At 61.3% G+C, this 17959-nt stretch carries 17 protein-coding genes and 1 tRNA gene; 9 read left to right on the forward strand and 9 right to left on the reverse strand.

Features of this window, described 5'->3' with window-relative positions:
• The first annotated feature begins 182 nt into the window (after positions 1–182).
• Positions 183–863 carry a hypothetical protein gene (locus tag CVS30_RS00665; protein WP_110483404.1) on the forward strand — a complete coding sequence of 227 codons (681 nt, stop codon included), beginning with the start codon at positions 183–185 and terminating at the stop codon, positions 861–863.
• A 12-nt stretch (positions 864–875) separates the two neighbouring features.
• On the opposite strand, the gene disA is transcribed toward CVS30_RS00665, so the two are convergent.
• The 5 genes from disA to CVS30_RS00690 all read right to left on the reverse strand — a co-directional run bounded on the left by disA (position 876) and on the right by CVS30_RS00690 (position 6916).
• Positions 876–1940, reverse strand: coding sequence for a DNA integrity scanning diadenylate cyclase DisA (disA, locus tag CVS30_RS00670; RefSeq protein WP_110483405.1), 1065 nt, complete (start codon positions 1938–1940; stop codon positions 876–878).
• Between the two features lie 144 nt (positions 1941–2084).
• Positions 2085–3494, reverse strand: coding sequence for a DNA repair protein RadA (radA, locus tag CVS30_RS00675; protein WP_110483406.1), 1410 nt, complete (start codon positions 3492–3494; stop codon positions 2085–2087).
• Between the two features lie 47 nt (positions 3495–3541).
• Complete coding sequence (locus tag CVS30_RS00680) at positions 3542–4678, reverse strand: FUSC family protein (RefSeq protein ID WP_110483407.1); 1137 nt, start codon at positions 4676–4678, stop codon at positions 3542–3544.
• A 97-nt stretch (positions 4679–4775) separates the two neighbouring features.
• Positions 4776–5264, reverse strand: coding sequence for a MarR family winged helix-turn-helix transcriptional regulator (locus tag CVS30_RS00685; protein WP_146233282.1), 489 nt, complete (start codon positions 5262–5264; stop codon positions 4776–4778).
• On the reverse strand, positions 5261–6916 hold the full coding sequence (locus CVS30_RS00690; protein ID WP_110483712.1) for an MDR family MFS transporter: 1656 nt from the start codon (positions 6914–6916) through the stop codon (positions 5261–5263). The genes CVS30_RS00685 and CVS30_RS00690 overlap by 4 nt, the downstream gene beginning before the upstream one ends.
• 348 nt (positions 6917–7264) lie before the next feature.
• Between CVS30_RS00690 and pstS the strand changes: the two genes are divergently transcribed.
• From pstS to pstB, 4 genes are read left to right on the forward strand one after another with little or no spacing between them, the layout of a single operon-like run.
• Complete coding sequence (pstS, locus tag CVS30_RS00695) at positions 7265–8386, forward strand: phosphate ABC transporter substrate-binding protein PstS (protein WP_110483409.1); 1122 nt, start codon at positions 7265–7267, stop codon at positions 8384–8386.
• 36 nt (positions 8387–8422) lie between these two features.
• Entirely contained in the window at positions 8423–9370 is a 948-nt protein-coding gene (pstC, locus tag CVS30_RS00700; protein ID WP_110483410.1) for a phosphate ABC transporter permease subunit PstC, read from the forward strand.
• Positions 9371–9381: 11 nt separating this feature from the next.
• Positions 9382–10476: a phosphate ABC transporter permease PstA gene (pstA, locus tag CVS30_RS00705; RefSeq protein ID WP_245934367.1), complete on the forward strand. Its 1095-nt coding sequence runs from the start codon at positions 9382–9384 to the stop codon at positions 10474–10476.
• A gap of 26 nt (positions 10477–10502) precedes the next feature.
• The gene (gene pstB / locus CVS30_RS00710) at positions 10503–11282 is read left to right on the forward strand and encodes a phosphate ABC transporter ATP-binding protein PstB (protein ID WP_110483412.1); all 780 of its coding nucleotides are present in this window, start codon (positions 10503–10505) and stop codon (positions 11280–11282) included.
• An 80-nt stretch (positions 11283–11362) separates the two neighbouring features.
• Here the strand turns inward: pstB and CVS30_RS00715 are convergent, their stop codons facing one another.
• The 3 genes from CVS30_RS00715 to CVS30_RS00725 all read right to left on the reverse strand — a co-directional run bounded on the left by CVS30_RS00715 (position 11363) and on the right by CVS30_RS00725 (position 13835).
• Positions 11363–12373 (reverse strand): inorganic phosphate transporter, encoded by a 1011-nt coding sequence (locus tag CVS30_RS00715; protein WP_110483413.1) that lies wholly within the window; start codon positions 12371–12373, stop codon positions 11363–11365.
• Between the two features lie 3 nt (positions 12374–12376).
• On the reverse strand, positions 12377–12994 hold the full coding sequence (locus CVS30_RS00720) for a DUF47 domain-containing protein (RefSeq protein WP_110483414.1): 618 nt from the start codon (positions 12992–12994) through the stop codon (positions 12377–12379).
• Between the two features lie 193 nt (positions 12995–13187).
• Positions 13188–13835, reverse strand: coding sequence for a hypothetical protein (locus CVS30_RS00725; RefSeq protein WP_110483415.1), 648 nt, complete (start codon positions 13833–13835; stop codon positions 13188–13190).
• Between the two features lie 160 nt (positions 13836–13995).
• On the opposite strand from CVS30_RS00725, the gene CVS30_RS00730 reads away from it, so the two are divergent.
• From CVS30_RS00730 to CVS30_RS00745, 4 genes are all read left to right on the forward strand, one after another.
• Positions 13996–14068: transfer RNA gene (locus tag CVS30_RS00730), tRNA-Lys, on the forward strand.
• A 134-nt stretch (positions 14069–14202) separates the two neighbouring features.
• On the forward strand, positions 14203–15036 hold the full coding sequence (locus CVS30_RS00735) for a hydroxymethylpyrimidine/phosphomethylpyrimidine kinase (protein WP_181419640.1): 834 nt from the start codon (positions 14203–14205) through the stop codon (positions 15034–15036).
• Between the two features lie 78 nt (positions 15037–15114).
• Positions 15115–15450, forward strand: coding sequence for a GNAT family N-acetyltransferase (locus CVS30_RS00740; protein ID WP_110483417.1), 336 nt, complete (start codon positions 15115–15117; stop codon positions 15448–15450).
• Positions 15451–16212: an SDR family NAD(P)-dependent oxidoreductase gene (locus tag CVS30_RS00745; protein ID WP_110483418.1), complete on the forward strand. Its 762-nt coding sequence runs from the start codon at positions 15451–15453 to the stop codon at positions 16210–16212.
• Positions 16213–16233: 21 nt separating this feature from the next.
• Here the strand turns inward: CVS30_RS00745 and CVS30_RS00750 are convergent, their stop codons facing one another.
• Positions 16234–17838 (reverse strand): MFS transporter, encoded by a 1605-nt coding sequence (locus CVS30_RS00750; RefSeq protein WP_110483419.1) that lies wholly within the window; start codon positions 17836–17838, stop codon positions 16234–16236.
• Positions 17839–17959 lie beyond the last annotated feature (121 nt).

Raw genomic sequence — 17959 nt, forward strand, 5'->3', positions numbered from 1 at the left:
ATTGTGGATTATCGTCAACACTGTAGTGCTCGACAGCCAGTCTAAGCCACAGACATCCGCCGCCGTACTTTACCGCAGCAGAAACGGATGCGGAACTGCCAGGGATGTGACCTTGCCCTACGCCAGTAGCCCGCAGCGGCGTGGATTCACGAAGCGTGGCCCGCGTTCGCTACGCTTGAGGGGTGGGAACAACAGGCAACTCCGGACGCGGCAAGGGTTCTTCTGCTGTGCCGGGAGGAAAGCCGCGCACTGGCGCCCCCGCACGAAAGCCGAAAGTCTCCGCTAAGGTGATGCGCCGGCGTCGACTCGCAGCCGCCCTCGTGGCCCTCCTGGTCATCGGTGCCCTCGTGGCCGGCGGCAGCTACCTCGCCAGCCTGCTGGGTGGGAAAAACGACGCCGGAACTGAGTCGGGCGCAAACGGAGGCACCGAAGTGGTCAAGGATGCGGCGAAAGCCGGGACCGCGCCGTCGGCCGTTTGCGACGAGGCCGGTATCAAGGTGACGGCCGCGGTCGACAAACCCTCCTACGGCCCCGACGAAAAGCCCGTGCTGACCCTACACGTCACTAATGCAGGGAAGGCGCCGTGCGACATTAACGTGGGCACGAGCCAGATGAAGTATGAGATCACCAGCGGCGCCGACATTATTTACAACTCCAAGAACTGCCAGCTAGACCCAAGCGATCTGGTCAAGAATCTCGCGCCGGGCGCCTCGGAAAGCGCCAATATGGTGTGGAAGGTCAAACGTAACGCCCCCGACTGCGCCGAGGTCGTGAGCACACCCGGACGCGGGGGAGCCACCTACGCGCTCGTCGTGACGCTCGGTAAGTGGTCCAGCGACAAGGTCACCTTCACGCTGCAGTAACGGCGCTCCGCTTTAGAGGAAGCGGTCCAGCAGGCTTGCCTCGGCGATACGCGAGAGGCCCTCGCGGACATTGCGGGCGCGAAGCTCGCCAATGCCATCAACCATCATGAGCTCATCGATCGTGGCCGCCATAAGATTCTGCAATCCACCAAAGTGGTCGACGAGGCGTCCGGCAACCGCGCGAGGCACGGCCTTCAGGCCCGAGACAAGACGGTAGCCGCGGGGCTGAATGATGCTATCGAGGGCATCACCCCCACTGGGCAGGCCCACGACGCTGGCAATCAGATTCAGATCGATCAGATCGGCCTGATCGATATCCTGCAGGGCAACAACGGCCGCATCGACATCCGTGGTTTCCGGATCCGTGTAATCACGGATGACGGTGTCGGCGCCGCGCGTGGTGGAAAGCTCCTCCAACTGCAGCGAGAGCAGGCGGCCATCGACACCAAGCTCTAGGACGTACTGGGCGATTTCCTCGGAAATGCGGCGCACCATCTCGTGGCGTTGCAGCGTGACGGCAACGTCACGCACCGTGACCATGGCCTCGATTTCCAGGGCCGAGAGGGAACTGGTGACCTGATCCAACCGGGCGCGGTAACGCTCCAGGGTGGCAAGAGCCTGATTGGCGCGGGCCAGAACCTTTTCAGAGCCCTCCAGAACGTAGCGCAAGCCGTCTACGTACAGGGCAATGATCTGCATGGACTGGCTGACCGAGACCACCGGAACGCCCGTCTGAATGGCGACGCGTTCTGCAGTACGGTGTCGGGTTCCGGATTCCTGCGTTTCAATGCTGGGATCGGGGACGAGCTGAACGGCGGCTCGCAAAATCTTGGTGACGTCCTTGTCGCAGACGATAGCGCCGTCCATCTTGGCCAGCTCGCGCAGACGTGTGGGAGCGAAGTCGATGCCGATTTCGAAACCACCGGAGCAAAGACTTTCAATTTGCTTGTCGTAACCAAGCACGATCAGGGCGCCTGTGCGCCCTCGAAGGATTCGTTCCAGTCCATCACGCAGCGGCGTTCCCGGAGCGACACGGGCAAGAGTGGCCTTGAGGGCCTCTTCGGGGCTGCGAAGCATGGGCAGTTCCTTCTTTCCATGCGCGGGAATCCGCGCAAGTCACACTGCCCATGATAGTAGGAACTACACGCCATTACCGGCCGGTATGGCCGTAAAGTAGACCGATCTTGACCGATCTGTGTCCTTTAGGTGGACAATGAGCGCTTAGAGCCGTGGCTCGGGTGATCCATGGAGGATAACCTCGGTCGCTTCTGCGATGTGCTCGATCTCCTTGACGGTAAAGTTGGGCGGGATTTCCCCGGGGCCGTTGGGGCTGCGCGGCACGAGTGCGTGCGTGAATCCCAGGCGACTGGCCTCGTGAATGCGTTGGCTGATGCCGGGCACGGGACGTACCTCGCCTGCCAATCCGACCTCGCCAAAGGCCACCATCTTGGCGTGCACCACCTTGTTGGTTTTGGCCGACACGATGGCCAAGGCCACGGACAGATCCATGGCGGGTTCGCTCAAACGGGCACCGCCAACAGTGGCCACGTAGCTGTCATCCGAATCCAAGCGCAGCCCGGCCCGCTGTTGCAGGACTGCAAGGAGCATGCCGATGCGAGTGGAATCTAGCCCGCTCACTGTGCGTCGGGGTTGTGAACCCACGGCGGGCGTCAGGAGCGCCTGAACCTCGGCCAGCAACGGCCTGCGCCCCTCCATGGTCACGGTGATGCAGGTTCCCGAGACGGGCTGGGACGTACGAGAGGTGAAGAGTCCGCTGGGATCGGCCAGGCCCTCGATGCCGTCGTCCGTGAGGTCGAAACAGCCAACCTCGTCGGTTTGCCCATACCGGTTCTTGACCGCACGCAGGAGGCGCAGGCGGGAGTGGCGTTCGCCGTCGAACTGGCAGACCACATCCACGAGATGTTCCAGCAGACGGGGTCCGGCAATGGAGCCGTCCTTGGTCACATGGCCCACGAGCAGGGTTGTCATGTTCAGTCGTTTGGCTGCCGCGATGAGGGAGGCTGCTACCTCGCGCACCTGCGAGACACCACCGGCCGCCCCGTCCACCATGGCGCTGCTGAAGGTCTGCACGGAGTCCACGATGAGCAGAACGGGCTGCACGGCCTCGACCTGACCAAGTGCCGTGCCCAAATCGGTTTCGGCACCTAGATACAGGGTATCCGCCACCGCGCCAATTCGTTCGGCCCGCAGCTTGACCTGTGCGGCGGATTCCTCACCCGTCAGGTACAGCACCTTTTTGGGTTCCTGTCCATGTTCGTTGCGGGCAAACTTTGCCGCAACGTCCAGCAACAGCGTGGACTTTCCCACGCCGGGCTCTCCCGCGAGAAGGATCACGGCACCCGGGACCATGCCGCCGCCGAGCACGCGGTCCAGCTCGGGAACCCCTGTGAGGTTATGGGCGGCCTGGGAGGCATCGACCTCGGAGATCAGCTGCGCGGGGCGCACCACGGTGGTCGCGGCCGTTGTCCTGACAACAACGGTTCCGACCTCCTCGAGGGTTCCCCAGGCTTGGCATTCGCCGCAGCGGCCTACCCACTTGACGGCCGTCCAACCACATTCGGTGCAGCGAAAGTTTTGGCCGGCGTTTGCTTTCGAACTCTTTGATGCCATGGAACAACCCTAGCGCTGGGGTCTGACAAATACGCGCTCGCCTAGGACTACTGCAGTTTGGGCAGCAATGCCCTTGCCTCGACCGGATCCATCTCGGCGGCCTCCAAGAGATCTACCATCAGGGTGCGGAAAAGCAGGACCACGGTCTGACCCTCCATCAAGGTGATTTCTAAGTCACTGGGATGGAGCCGGATAGCAATCTCGGCCAGTGAGTTGCGGGCGTGACTCATACTGGAGTGCGTTTTGGCGCCGGAGACAGCTGCCGCGAGCTCATCCACCGCTGAGGCCGTTTGTCCTACTACCTCGGCAAGATGCATGGTTCCGGCATCGGAGAGCGCGGCGTTATTGATGGCGGTGGCGAGGCGGCGGGCCAGCACCCGGCTCGACCGCATGGCGTAGTCCACTCGGGTCATGAGCTGGGCCATACCCTCCACCTCTTGCAGGTGCCGGCGGTACATGGGTGAGAGCTTGGCGATCTCCAGCGAGCCTCGCAGCCCCTGACGCATGTTATCGATGCGTTGCTGCTGACCGCGGGCGCGAACCAGTGCGTGCCAGGCCGTGGTGGAGTCGTTGTAGGACAGCGCGGCCGCGCACTCACGAAGAACCAGGGTGAGCTCGGCTAGGACTTCTTTAAGGTCTTCCTGGGGTTCCCTGCGGGGATCTTTGGGAATGAGGAAGGTTGCGGCTAGGGCAAAGCAACCGCCGATGACGGCGTCGAGACTGCGGGAGAACGGCCCACCCTCCGGGATGGGAAGCAACACCACCAGGAGTGATTGCAGCGCCAGCTGGGTTGTGAAGATGACACCGCTATCGAGGAATCTGGCCAACAAGATGGAGAGGAACACGACCAGGGCGGCCTGCCAGATGCCGGAACCGAGCCAATGCAGCAGTAAATCGCCCACCGCAATTCCGATCGTGCAGCCCACGCCGACCTCAAGTACGCGACGCAGCCGGGGGTCTCGGGTAAAGCCGAGCGCCACGATGGCGCTCGTAGCGGCAAACAGCGGGCCCTGATGTCCGAGTACCAACTCGGAAAAATAGTACGCTCCCACGGCGCAGAATGACATGATGAGGGCGCGACTCACTGAGTTCGCACTGCGGCGCAGACCTAAGCTGGTGCGCTGCTTCAGGAACAAAAATGTGGCAGCAACCTTGGCGGATTCGCGCTGCACAGACTCTGGCATGGCCCTAGTCTATGCGCGAAAAGCGGCCTCCCTGCCCGTGAAGTCTGCAGGAAGGCCGCTCGTGAGGCATAAGCCCAATAGCTAAGGAATTAACTTTTCAGTCGAGATCCTCGTTGAAGTGGGCCAAGAGCTGAGCGAAAAGACGAACCTCTTCGAGATCCCACTTGGAGAGCCGGTTAAACAGCGCCTGACGAGCGCTGTCCTGCGTTGCCTCGTACCGCTCGTGGGCCTCTTGGGTCAGGGCCACAATCATGGCCCGACCATCAGCAGGATCAGGGGTTCGGGAGATGAGTCCGAGCTCTTCAAGTTGTTTCAAAAGCCGGCTGACAACAGCCTTATCGGTATCCAACTGCGCGGTCAGCGTCACCTGATGCATGGCGCCGCAACGGGAAAGGAGCATCATGGCCGAAAACGCCATGGGCTTGAGATCCGGATGGATCATCGCTGCCCGGACCCCGAGACTTTTCCGTGCCCTGATGAGCAAGGTTCCAATGTTTTGTTGGGCGGTCTTGATGACCTCGGCCATCTCATGTTCCTCGGCTGCGCTTAAGGTCGGCACAGCCGAGGCTTGTTCCGCGGTACTCACTTGCGGCCCGAGAGCTCTTCAGATTCCGGGGTAATCGCTACAGATGCTGCACTGACCTCAACAAGGAGTTCCTCAGCTTCTGCAAGCACGGCGCTCTTACCGTCTTCTGCGGCGTCACTTGAGGCGCGCTGAGCTCGGGTTTGGTTACTCAACTCCAGGTTCGGCAAGAAGATGATCGCCAGGATCGTCAGGATGCTCAGAGGTGCGGCAACGAAGAAGACATGCGCGACGCCGTCACCGTAGGCCGACTCGATGATGACTCGAACAGAGTCCGGCAGCGTGTGGACAGATGGAATATTGCCACTGCTCAGGGCAAGGCCAATTTCCTGACCCTTTTCGCCTAGGGCGCCTAGGGCGGCCTGCAGTTCCTGCGACTTCTGACCCATCAGGTCAACAACCTTGCTGGCCATGATGGCACCCAAGACCGAGACGCCCACGGTGCCGCCCAAAGAACGGAAGAACGCGATGCCAGAGCTGGCCACACCAATCTCGGCCGGGGTTACGGCGTTCTGAACCACCAAGACGAGGTTCTGCATGACCATGCCCAAACCAGCTCCCAGAAGGAACATGAAGAAGGAGACCAGGATGAAGTTGGTGTCGTAATGGATCGTGCCCAACAGGTACAGGCCCGCGAGCTGCAAGACGGAGCCGATGACCATGATGGCCTTCCACTTACCGTGCTTGGAGATCAATGCGCCAGCAATCGTGGAAACGATCAGCAATCCCGCCATCATCGGGATGGTCATCAAACCCGACTGGGTGGCATTGGCGCCACGTGCCAGCTGCATGTACTGCGCCAGGAAGACCGAGGTGCCAAACATGGAGACACCTACAGAAATGGAGGCAACCACGGAGAGTGTAAATGTGGAATTCTGGAACATGCTCAGCGGGATGATGGGCTCGGAAGCCTTGAATTCCACAATGACAAAGGCGGCAAGGGCAACGAGTGCACCACCGACCATCCAGACCGAAGCCATGGAAGCCCAGTCGAACTGGCTACCGGCCAGTGATACCCAAATCAGGAGCAAGGAAACGCCTGCGGACAGCAAGACAATACCGGCGTAGTCGATTGAGACCTTACGCTTGGCCTGTACCGGGAGGTGCAGGGTCTTCTGGATCAAGATGATGGCAACGATGGCGAACGGCAGTGCCACGAAGAAGTTCCAGCGCCAGTTGATGGCGTCCGTGATGAAGCCACCGATCAACGGTCCACCTACGGTACCCACGGCCATGACGGCGCCGAAGAGGCCCATGTACTTGCCGCGCTCGCGGGGAGAGATGATGTCAGCCATGACGATCTGGCTCAAGGCGGTCAAGCCACCGGCGCCCAGACCCTGGAAGACGCGCATCGTAATGAGCATCGAGGTGTCCTGCGAGAAGCCAGCGACGGCCGAGGCCACGACGAAGATGACGAGCGAAAGCTGCAGAAGTAGCTTGCGATTGTAAAGATCGGCAAGCTTGCCCCAGATCGGGGTGGAGATCGTGGTGGCCAGCAAGGTTGCCGTGACAACCCAGGTGTACGCGGCCTGATCTCCGTTAAGGTCAGAGAGAATGACGGGCAGTGAGGTCGACACGACCGTGCCGGCCAGGATTGAGACGAACATACCCATCAGGAGGCCGGTGAGTGCTTGCAGCACCTGGCGGTGGGTCATGCCCGATTCGGACAGCGCGGGGGCTGCCTTAGCGGTGGTTGAATTCTTGGACAAAAAGGACTCCAAAACAAAGCAGGAATATAGTTGATTAACATCAACTATATTGAAGTAGTTGTCATAGAGCAACCATTTTTCCCTGTGATGTGCATCTAACGCGCGGCGCTCGCAGTCTGTGCGACGGCCAATCTTGCCGCAAAACCAGCAAAATGTGACCGATGTCGCGCTTAACTTCCAAGAATCCCCGCTGCGTTAACCTTCTGTTCACCTAGTTCGGGTCGTTGCTTTACCTCCGCCTTTTACGCTCGAGAAGTAATGAATCGAAAGCAACCCATCGAAGAGGTAAATAGCGTGAAGGCACTTCACATTGGCCGCGTGGCAGCAGTTCTCACCGTCGGCGCATTGGCACTGACAGCTTGTGGCACCGACAACGTAGTGTCCACCGGCAACGGCGGAACCTCGGCAGCAAGCAACGGCACTGCAGTGACCGGCACCTTGACCGGAACCGGCGCCAGCTCCATCTCGGCAGCCATGGACGCCTGGAAGGCCGGCTTCGAGTCAGCTAACTCCGGCGCCAAGATCCAGTACTCCCCGGAAGGCTCCGGCGCAGGCCGTAAGGCCCTCATCGCTGGCGCAGTTCAGTTTGCCGGCTCGGATGCTTACATGAAGGACGAAGAACTCGCCTCCGCCCAGGAAAAGTGTGGCCCCGCTGGCGCCATCAACATCCCCTGGTACATCTCACCGATCGCAGTCGCGTTCAACGTTGAAGGGGTCAAGGACCTCAAACTCGACGCCGACACCATCGCCAAGATCTTCCGCGGCGACATCAAGAACTGGAACGACGCCGCCATCAAGGCAGCCAACCCGGATGCAACCCTCCCGGATCTGGCCATCACGCCCGTTCACCGCTCCGATAACTCGGGCACCACCGAAAACTTCACCGACTACCTGGCCGCGGCAGCCTCCACTGTCTGGACCGACAAGAAGTCCGGCGACTGGCCCACCGCCCTGCCGGGCGAAAACGCTAAGGGTACCTCCGGCGTCGTCAAGACCGTCACCGAGACCCCCGGCGCCATCACCTACGCTGATGACTCAGCCGTCACCGAAGCCCTGGGCAAGGTGGAACTGAAGGTTGGCGACGCTTACGTTCCCGTCACGGCAGAAGCCGCAGCCAAGGCCGTTGACGCGGCAACCGTTGTTGAAGGCCGTTCCGCGAACGACCTGTCCCTGAAGCTCGACCGCAAGACCACCGTCGCCGGCGCTTACCCCGCCGTCCTGGTCTCCTACGGTGTCTTCTGCGCCTCCTACCCGGATGCTGCCACGGCCGATCTGGTCAAGGCTTTCGGCACCTTCGTCCTGAGCGAAGACGGCCAGAAGCAGGCTGCGGATGCCGCCAAGAGCGCCCCGCTGTCCACCGAATTGGCAGCCAAGGCCAAGACGGCACTTGACTCCATCACCGTCGCCGCTAAATAAGCGCGTCGTAGCTAAGCGTCAATAGAAAGTACTAGATTGTCCACCACAAAGCTCATACCCAAAGCGGGAGCTGGGCAAGCCGCGTCAGGTCGTACCGGAGATAAAGTTTTCTCCGGTGCGGCCTTGACCGCCGGTGCGCTGATTGTTGCCGTGCTATTTGCTGTGGCCCTGTTCTTGATCGTTCAGGCGCTCCCAACCTTTAGCGCGGCCGCAGCAGACATCACGGGAGGCAAGGGGTTCTTCTCCTACATCTTCCCGATCGTTGTCGGCACGCTCATTGCAGCCACCATTGCCCTGCTCATCGCCACCCCCATCGGTGTGGCCGTGGCCTTGTTCATCTCCCACTACGCTCCCCGCAGTCTTGCTCGCGGATTGGGCTATGTGGTGGACCTTCTGGCAGCCATCCCCTCAGTTGTTTACGGTGCCTGGGGCGCAAGCTTCCTGGCCTCGAACCTCAAAGTCCCGTACCAGTGGCTTGCCGAGAACCTCGGCTGGATCCCCATCTTTGGCGGTCCCGCTTCCGGAACCGGCAAGACCATCTTGACCGCCGGCATTGTGCTGGCCGTCATGGTGCTGCCGATCATCGCCTCACTGACCCGTGAGATTTTCCTGCAGGCCCCCATGCTGCACCAAGAAGCGGCGTTGGCGTTGGGTGCCACTCGGTGGGAAATGATCCGTATGGCTGTTCTGCCCTTCGCTCGTGGCGGCATCATCAGCGCCGTCATGCTGGGACTGGGCCGTGCGCTGGGTGAGACCATGGCCGTTGCCCTTGTACTGTCCTCCGGCCCGTTGATCGCTTCCTTGATCCGCTCCGGAAACCAAACCATCGCCGCAGAAATTGCCCTCGACTTCCCTGAAGCCTTTGGCCTGCGCATGCACGAACTGATCGCCGCCGGTCTGGTGCTCTTCCTGATCACCCTCGCCGTCAACATGGTGGCCCGTTGGATCATCAACCGCCACAAAGAATTCTCGGGAGCCAACTAATGGCCACGCTCATGACTGAACGTAAGCGCTCCGCCCTGACCCGCGGCCGCCTCCCGCGCTACACCCCGTACGCGATTGCGGTTGCCGCGATCATCATCTCCGCCGCGCTGCTGTCCCTAGTCGGGTTCAATGTCTTCGGCTGGGCCGTGCTCTCCGCGGTGTTGTTTGCCGCAGGCAACGTCACCAGTGCCGCCATCGTCGAGGGACGCCGCAAGGCGACCGACAAGTTCGCCACCTCCCTCGTGGTGGGTGCCTTCCTTGTCGCCCTGCTCCCGCTCGTTTCGGTCATCTGGACGGTGCTTGTCAACGGCGTTCCCGGGCTCATGGCTCCGGGCTTCCTGACAACATCCATGAACGGTGTCACCGGTGCCGTGGATAACGCCGCGGTCAAGGATGGCACCCCCGTCCTCGGTGGTGTTTACCACGCTTTGGTTGGCTCCGTGCTGATCACCCTGTGGGCCACGATCATCTCGGTGCCCGTCGGCTTGCTGACCGCCATCTACCTTGTGGAATACAGCGCCGGAAACCGCTTCTCCAAGGTCATCACCTTCCTGGTCGATGTCATGACCGGCATCCCCTCGATCGTCGCCGGCCTCTTCGCCGCAGCCTTCTTCGCCATGATCCTGGGCCCGGGCACGAAGACCGGCTTCGTGGCCGCCGTCGCGCTGTCGGTGCTCATGATCCCCGTGGTGGTGCGCTCCAGCGAGGAAATGCTCAAGATCGTTCCCAATGAATTGCGCGAGGCAGCCTATGCCTTGGGTGTGCGTAAGTGGCGCACCATCGTCAAGGTGGTTATTCCGACGGCGATCTCCGGTATTGCCTCGGGTGTCACCTTGGCCATTGCTCGCGTTATCGGCGAGACGGCTCCGCTGCTGGTCACGGCCGGCTTCGCCACGAGCATCAATATGAACGTCTTTGCCGGGTGGATGTCCTCCCTGCCCACCTTTATCTACACGCAGATCATGACGCCGACCTCGCCGTCGAACGCCGATCCGTCCACGCAACGTGCCTGGGCTGCGGCATTGCTGCTGATCATTCTTGTCATGCTGTTGAATCTCGGAGCCCGCCTCGTGGCCCGCGTATTCGCGCCGAAAACCGGCCGCTAAATTTTTGTGAAGAAGGAACTCTAGTTATGTCCAAACGTATCGATGTCAGCGATTTGAATGTCTACTACGGCGATTTCCTCGCCGTGGAGGACGTCAATATCAACCTCGAAGCCAAGTCCGTCACGGCCTTCATCGGCCCCTCGGGCTGTGGCAAGTCCACCTTCCTGCGCACTCTGAACCGCATGCACGAGGTCATCCCCGGCGCCCGCGTCGAGGGCAAGGTCCTCCTTGACGGCGACAACCTCTACGCCGACGGCGTTGACCCTGTGACGGTGCGCAGCCAGATCGGCATGGTGTTCCAGCGCCCCAACCCGTTCCCCACCATGAGCATCCGTGACAACGTCTTGGCCGGTGTGAAGCTCAACAGCCGCCGCATGCCCAAGTCCGACGCCGACGACCTCGTCGAGAAGTCCCTCCGCGGCGCCAACCTGTGGAACGAGGTCAAGGACCGCCTCGAGAAGCCCGGCTCCGGCCTCTCCGGTGGTCAGCAGCAGCGCCTGTGCATCGCCCGTGCCATCGCCGTCTCACCCGACGTGATCCTGATGGACGAGCCCTGCTCCGCCCTCGACCCGATCTCCACGCTCGCCATTGAGGACCTCATCAACGAGCTCAAGGACGAATACACCGTGGTGATCGTGACGCACAATATGCAGCAGGCAGCCCGCGTCTCCGACAAGACCGCCTTCTTCAACATCGCCGGCACCGGCAAGCCCGGCAAGCTCATCGAGTTCGCCGACACCACCACGATCTTCAACAACCCTGGCGAGAAGTCCACCGAGGACTACGTTTCAGGTCGCTTCGGATAAGCACTTTTCAAAGCACGACGGCGGCCCTCACCTTTTGGTGGGGGCCGCCGTCGTTGGTGTTCTTGGAGTTTGTCTGTGGCCTAGGTCAGCGGGGAGAGGGCCAGGAAGAAGATGGCCCCTAGGAGCACACAGGCCAACGGAGTCAGGAGCCACGCGGCCGTGACGCGGGCCAGGACCCGGCCATTCGTGGCGCTGAAGCGCTGGTTGGCGCCTGCCCCGACAATGGCCGCCGTGACGGTATGCGTCGTGGAGAGCGGCATATGAAGGGCAATGGCACCCACGAACAACAGTCCCGCGGCCACGATCTGGGCCACAAAACCACGCATGGGGTCGAGCCGGACCAGCCGATGTCCCAGCGTGTAGGAGATCCGCCAACCGCCAAATAAGGTCCCGAGGGTCAGCAGTCCGGCCGTAAACAGCGGCACCCAGAGGGGGATCTCCCCAGCCCCGGCGACACCGGCCGCTATCAGCGCAAACAAGACGATCGCCGTCGTGCGTTGTCCGTCTTGCAAGCCGTGACCAAAGGCCACTGCCGCCCCAGCCACCGACTGTAACTGTCGAGTGCGGCGATTGACTTGATTAGGGGCGGTATTCCGGGCGGCCCACGACGTGGGGTAAACGGCCGCAAAGCCCAGCACAAAAGCCACGATGGGGGAGACGAACATGGGCACGATGACCAGCATGAGGAGCGTGTAATTAATACCATCGAGCGGCGGATGACCAATCGCGGCCGAGCCCAGCGACGCACCCACGAGCCCGCTGATGAGCGCATGGGTGGACGAGGACGGGTAGCCACGCCACCACTGGTACAGGCCCCAAAGGCTCGCCCCGATGAGCGCGGCCAGCAGCAATATCAGGCCATCGCGTCCGGCAGGCATCGTGAAAAGTTTGTCGGCAAACACCGCTACGAGGGCCACACTTGCCAGGGCGCCGAGGCAGTTGAAAAATCCGGCCAGCAGGATGGCGACTGAGGGTGTGAGGGCCCGGTTTCGTACGGAAAGGGCGACGGCGGATGAGGCATCGCGAAATCCGTTGAGAAAGGCGAAAATCGCGGCCGTGACAATCACGGCCGTCAGCAGGACGGTGATCAAGGTCTAAGATTCCTTGACGATGATGCTGCCGACGTGGGTGGCAACGGTGCGCATCTGCCGGCTCGCCGATGCCAGATGGTCGGCCAGTGAGCGGTACTTGGCGAAGGTCGTGGCGCTGTGTGCGGCCAGAAGTTCGGCAACGACCACGCGGTGCGTGTGGTCGGCTCGCTTGGCCAGACGCAAGATCTCCAGCCAGTAATCCTCGAGGCTGTCGAGATCATCGAGGGACTTCATGGCGGTGACCGTCAATTCGGCCTGCCGCGAGAGGATCTCCAGCTGGTCGCTGACGCGGGCCGGAATTCGGTCTAGGGAATACAGCTCAATGGTTTCGCCCGCGCCCGTGAGTTTTTCGCTGCATTCATTCAGTAACTGGCCCAAGGCATAAAGATCTTCGCGGGGCAGGGGATTGATGAAGCTGGTCCGCATCCCGGTCAACAAGGTGGAGAAGTTGGCGGTGGAGGCGGCTTCCTCCTGCCGCAGGGATTCAACCAGGGAAACAAAGTCGCTGCGGGAGGCTCCAAGGAGCTCTGCTAGGGTCTGAGTTCCGGCGCTGATATGTTCGGCCATACTGGCCAACGCCTGAAGTCCGGCAGTCTCCTGAGGGAAAAGTCGAAGCTTCATTTTGAGGCCTTCGTGGTAGCGGAACAGTTGCGTGATCCGTTGAATTTAGGGCAAAAAAGTGGTGCCGAACCGGGAGCGCCTCTCGGCACTGGGCCGCTCAAAGCGGCTATAAAATGGAGCCCGGGGGTTCCACGGTTCGACACCACTTTCAGTCTTGTACGTCTTGGCTCGCGTGTCAACTGGAGTCTATGGATTAGTCCAGTTCGCCCTTCCGCCAGGACTTCGCAGCGCCCTCTAAATCTTCGGCTGTACGCACTAATTGGTGCGCTTTTTTGGTCAATTTGCTGGCGTGCTCAGGGTGAGCAGCCTCACGCTCGGTGGCCAGGGTTGCCTGGCCCAAGGCGATGACGCGGCAGAATGCAGCCGTGCGGTTCAGCGCAACATCAAAGTCGCCGTCGAACGCCCCCGAAAGGATGGCGTTGGACATGGTGATAATCTCCTCGGCCGTGGCAGACGCGGCAACTCCTGCCACGGCATGCGCCACCTGAGCCTTTTGCTGGCCAGCCTGGAAGAAGATGCTGATGCCCTCAGGATCTTGCAGGGTGGCGGTGCGCAAAGCGTAGAGACGCCAGAGCGCGCCGGGGAGCGATTGGGCGGGGCTGGCCGCCCAGATTTCCGCGATTTCTTCCAGACCTTCGTCATCGGCGAGGCTGACCAATCGTTTGGTGACCTCGGGATCGTTGCTGGCCTGGTCGCTGTGCACCAGTGCGCGGGCAGCGAGGTGCGCGGCCTCAGATATTCGTGCCGGATCACCGCCACCTTCGAACGGCTCAAAGTCGATAGGCGCAAAAGGCAGAGGCTTGTGCGGTCGGGGAGCTGTGCTGGCTGGTCGATCGTTCATGACATGACATTACCCCCGCCGCCCCGGTGCGGTCGAGGGAGGCAAAGTGCTGTCGCGGATTTCGGCGGTTCGATTGCATTCTGGCGCTAGGCGTGCGGTAGTCTAATAGGCGTCAACTTTTGCAAAGCTGAATTCATCTTTGTCGAGTTGTTATTAGCTCGGGCCTTTAGCTCAGTTGGTAGAGCATCGGACTTTTAATCCGTGGGTCGCGGGTTCGAGCCCCGCAGGGCCCACCGAGCGAGTAAAAAATCCCCTGCACCGTCATGGTGTAGGGGATTTTTCATGCCCCGGGTTCCCGCATCCAGGCGTTGCCACCATGAGTAACAGGAACTGTAAGAAGAGCCACAGGTGGTGGCAAGATAGTTTCATGACTACGAACGCGCCCGCACTTGCCCTGACCATCGCCGGATCCGAAGCGACAGGCGGTGCCGGCGCCCAGGCCGATTTGAAGACCTTCCAGGAGCTCAATGTCTTTGGCATCGTGAATCTCACCTGCATTGTCTCCTTTGATCCGAATGACAACTGGAACCACCGCTTTGTCCCGGTTGACCAGCAGACCATCGCCGACCAGCTGGAAGCCACGACGGCGTCCTATGGTCCCGCGTCAGGCGCACCGAGCGTGTTGGAAACCGTCAAGATCGGCATGATGGGCAGCCCCGCCACGATCAGCACGGTTGAAGCCGCGCTCAAGGCCACATCCTTCAAGAACGTCGTGTTGGACCCCGTACTGATCTGCAAGGGTCAGGAACCCGGACACGCCCTCGACACGGACCAGGCTCTCAAGGCCCAGATCCTGCCGCTGGCCACCTTTGTCACGCCCAACCACTTCGAGGCCGAATCCCTCTCCGGCATCACCATCAACAACATCGAGGACCTCAAGGCCGCCGCCCGCAAGATCCACGAGATCAGCGGTGCTGCCGTGCTCGCCAAGGGTGGGGTTCGCATTGCAGGTGCCGACGCCGTCGACGTCTTCTTTGATGGCGAGACGCTCGAGGTTCTCACGGCTCCCAAGGTGGGCGAGGTTGCCGTGTCGGGTGCCGGCTGCTCGCTGGCCGCCGCCATCACGGCCGAATTGGCCAAGGGCGCCACGCCGCTCGAGGCCGCTCGCACGGCCAAGGCCTTCGTCACCGAGGGCATCAAGCACCGCGTCACCTCCGGTGCGCCGTTCACGGCCCTATGGCAGGGTGGCGCCCGCGGCTAAGGGCAGGTAACGCGGTGCGGGAGTAGCCGTGCGCTCAGCACTGTTGCCAGCACCGCGTTGGTGTGCCAAGCTCGGTTCATGAGCGCCACTGAAGCCCAAGAACCTGACCCCTTCGACGCCTCCGTCCGGATGACCCGCCACGATGAGCGGCATCGCTATGAGCTGTATGAGCACGACGAATTAGCCGTGATCATCACGTTCAAGGACTTGCCCGGGCATATCGATTTCGAGCACACCATTGGCCAGCCCGGCTTCGAAGGCCGTGGCTTGGCGAAGATCCTGGCCCGCTACGCCCTCGACGATGTGGTGGCTTCCGGCAAACGCATCATCCCGCATTGCCCCTATGTTGCCCGGTTCATTCAAAAGCATCCGGATCTGTACACCCAGTACACCGATGTCCCCGAGGAAGCCTAGATGGTGCGCCCCACCGCGTTGATCACCGGCGCCACCTCCGGCCTGGGGGCTGAGTTCGCCCAGCAGCTGGGCCGGTCTCAGCATGACTTGGTCTTGGTTGCCCGTGACGCGGCCCGACTCGAGGTCAAGGCGGTGCGGCTCCGCAACGACTTTGGTGTGCAGGTTGAGGTCTTGCCTGCTGACCTTGTGACGGACGACGGCGTCTCCTCCGTCAGCGCCCGGCTCGCGGATCCCGCGCGTCCCATCTCGGTCTTGGTCAACAACGCCGGATTCTCCCTTGTTAAGGCATTTGAAAACAATGCCATAGAGGAGGAAGTGGCACATCTGCGCATCCTCGCCCAAACGCCGATGGAGCTCGCGCATGCGGTCTTGCCAGGCATGCTGGAGCGAGGCGGCGGGAGCATCATCACCGTCTCAAGCGTCTCGGCCTTCATCCCCCGGGGCAGCTATGGTGCGGCGAAGGCGTGGGGCGTGAGCTTTAGCCGCTCCGCGAATCTGCGCTATGGCCCGCGAGGCGTCAACGTCACGGCCGTGTGCCCCGGATTTGTGCACACCGAATTTCATGAGCGCATGGGCGCCAATATGGGTGGTGTGAAGCCCTGGATGTGGCTCGATGCCGAGCGGGTTGTGCGCGAAGGACTGACGGACAATGCCGCGGGTAAATCCGTTTCGATTCCATCGCGCCGCTATGCCACACTCATGGCGCTGAGCCGGATGGTGCCGGATCGGCTTGCGGCCGCGGCGGGAAACCGCGGCCGCTAAACGGCCCGTGCGACTCCTCGATTAGGCGTCCGTTTCGGGGCGGCCCACGGTGACGGGAATCCCGGTACCCGGCGTTGCCGGCTCGTAGCTCTCGTCAAAGGGCATATGGTCCATGTCCAGCAACGGGTTTTCATCTTGTGTGGCCACCAGCTCCCGGGCCTCCTCCATGCTGGCCACGCTCGGCATGGAGCCGGGCAGCGGCTTCTGGGCGGATTCCCGCAGGAAGTAGATACCCACCGCGCCAATCGCCGAGGTCAACATCAGGTAGTACGCGGGCATCATGGTGTTGCCTGTGAGGGTGATCAGGCCCTTCATGATGAAGGGGGCTGTGCCGCCAAAGATCGCCACGGCAAAATTGTAGGAGATCCCCATGCCGCCGTAGCGACTCGAGGTCGGGAACAACGCCGGTAGCGCCGAGGCCAGGTTAGAGACATAGAACGTCACGGGGAAGGCGATGAGCGCTAGCCCGAGCATGGTCGACCAGATCGGGCCGAGGCTGATCAGGAAGAAGGCAGGGGTGGCCAGCACCACCGTGCTGATCGCACCAACCCACAAGACCGGCCGGCGACCGATTTTATCGGAGAGGCGACCCGTCAGAGGGATACACAAGGCCATGGCGACCAGGATGGGGATGGTGAGGATGGTTCCGTGCACCTCGTCGTACCCCATGGAATCAGTCAAATACGTTGGCATGTAGGAGGTGAGGGCGTAGCCTGCGGTGTTGGCTGCCGCCACCAGAATCATGGCCAGCAGAACTTGGCGCCAGTAAACCTTGACCAGTTGGACGGGTCCACCTGAGGCTGCTTCGTCGCTTGCCGCGGCGGATTTGGAGTGCTCCTCATTGGCGTCCAGAGTTGCCTGGAACTGAGGGGATTCCTCGATTTTCAGGCGGAAGTACACGGCGATGAGACCGAGTGGACCGGCAATCAGGAATGGCAGGCGCCAACCCCAAGCCTCCATGGCTTCCTGTCCAAGGGTCAGCTGCAGTACCGAAACGAGCGCGGCACCGATGGCGAATCCAAGATAGCTACCCAGGTCAAGGATGCTGGCAAAGAAGCCGCGTCGGTTGTCGGGCGCGTATTCGCTGACAAACGTTGTTGCACCGGCGTACTCACCTCCGGTGGAGAAGCCCTGGACCAGCTTCAGGAGGACCAGCAGGACCGCCGCCCACATGCCGATTTGTGCGTATCCGGGCAGGAGCCCCACCGCAAACGTCGAGGCGGCCATGACGATCAACGTCGCGGCCAGGACCTTCTGGCGTCCCACCTTGTCACCGAGCCAGCCAAAGACCACGCCGCCGAGGGGACGTGCCAGGAAGGTGGCAGCAAAGGTGCCCAGGAGGAACAATGTCTGGACATCCGGGTCAGAGTCCGGCAAGAATACCGGTCCCATGGTGCCGATCAGGTATCCGAAGACACCTACGTCGTACCATTCCATGGTGTTTCCCACGACGGTTCCGCCGAGGGCTTTTTTCAACATGGGCTTGTTGACGATATTTACGTCAGCAACGGCCAATCGCCGTTTTTTAAGTTTGGGCAGACGGGGCTTTTTGAGCCTAGTCTGCGATCGATCTGCGGTGTCCTTAACACCTGATTCCGGTTGAGTCATGCTTCGGTCTATGGGCATTTGTTCATCCCCTTAAGGAGGTCATTTGCTTGCGACTTTCTGCTGCATCGCTACGGGCAGACTATAAATTCTATCAGATGGACTAATTTCGGCCCGAAAAAGAGGTCCTGCCCGGAATGCA

Source organism: Arthrobacter psychrolactophilus (genome assembly GCF_003219795.1).
Lineage (GTDB): Bacteria > Actinomycetota > Actinomycetes > Actinomycetales > Micrococcaceae > Specibacter > Specibacter psychrolactophilus.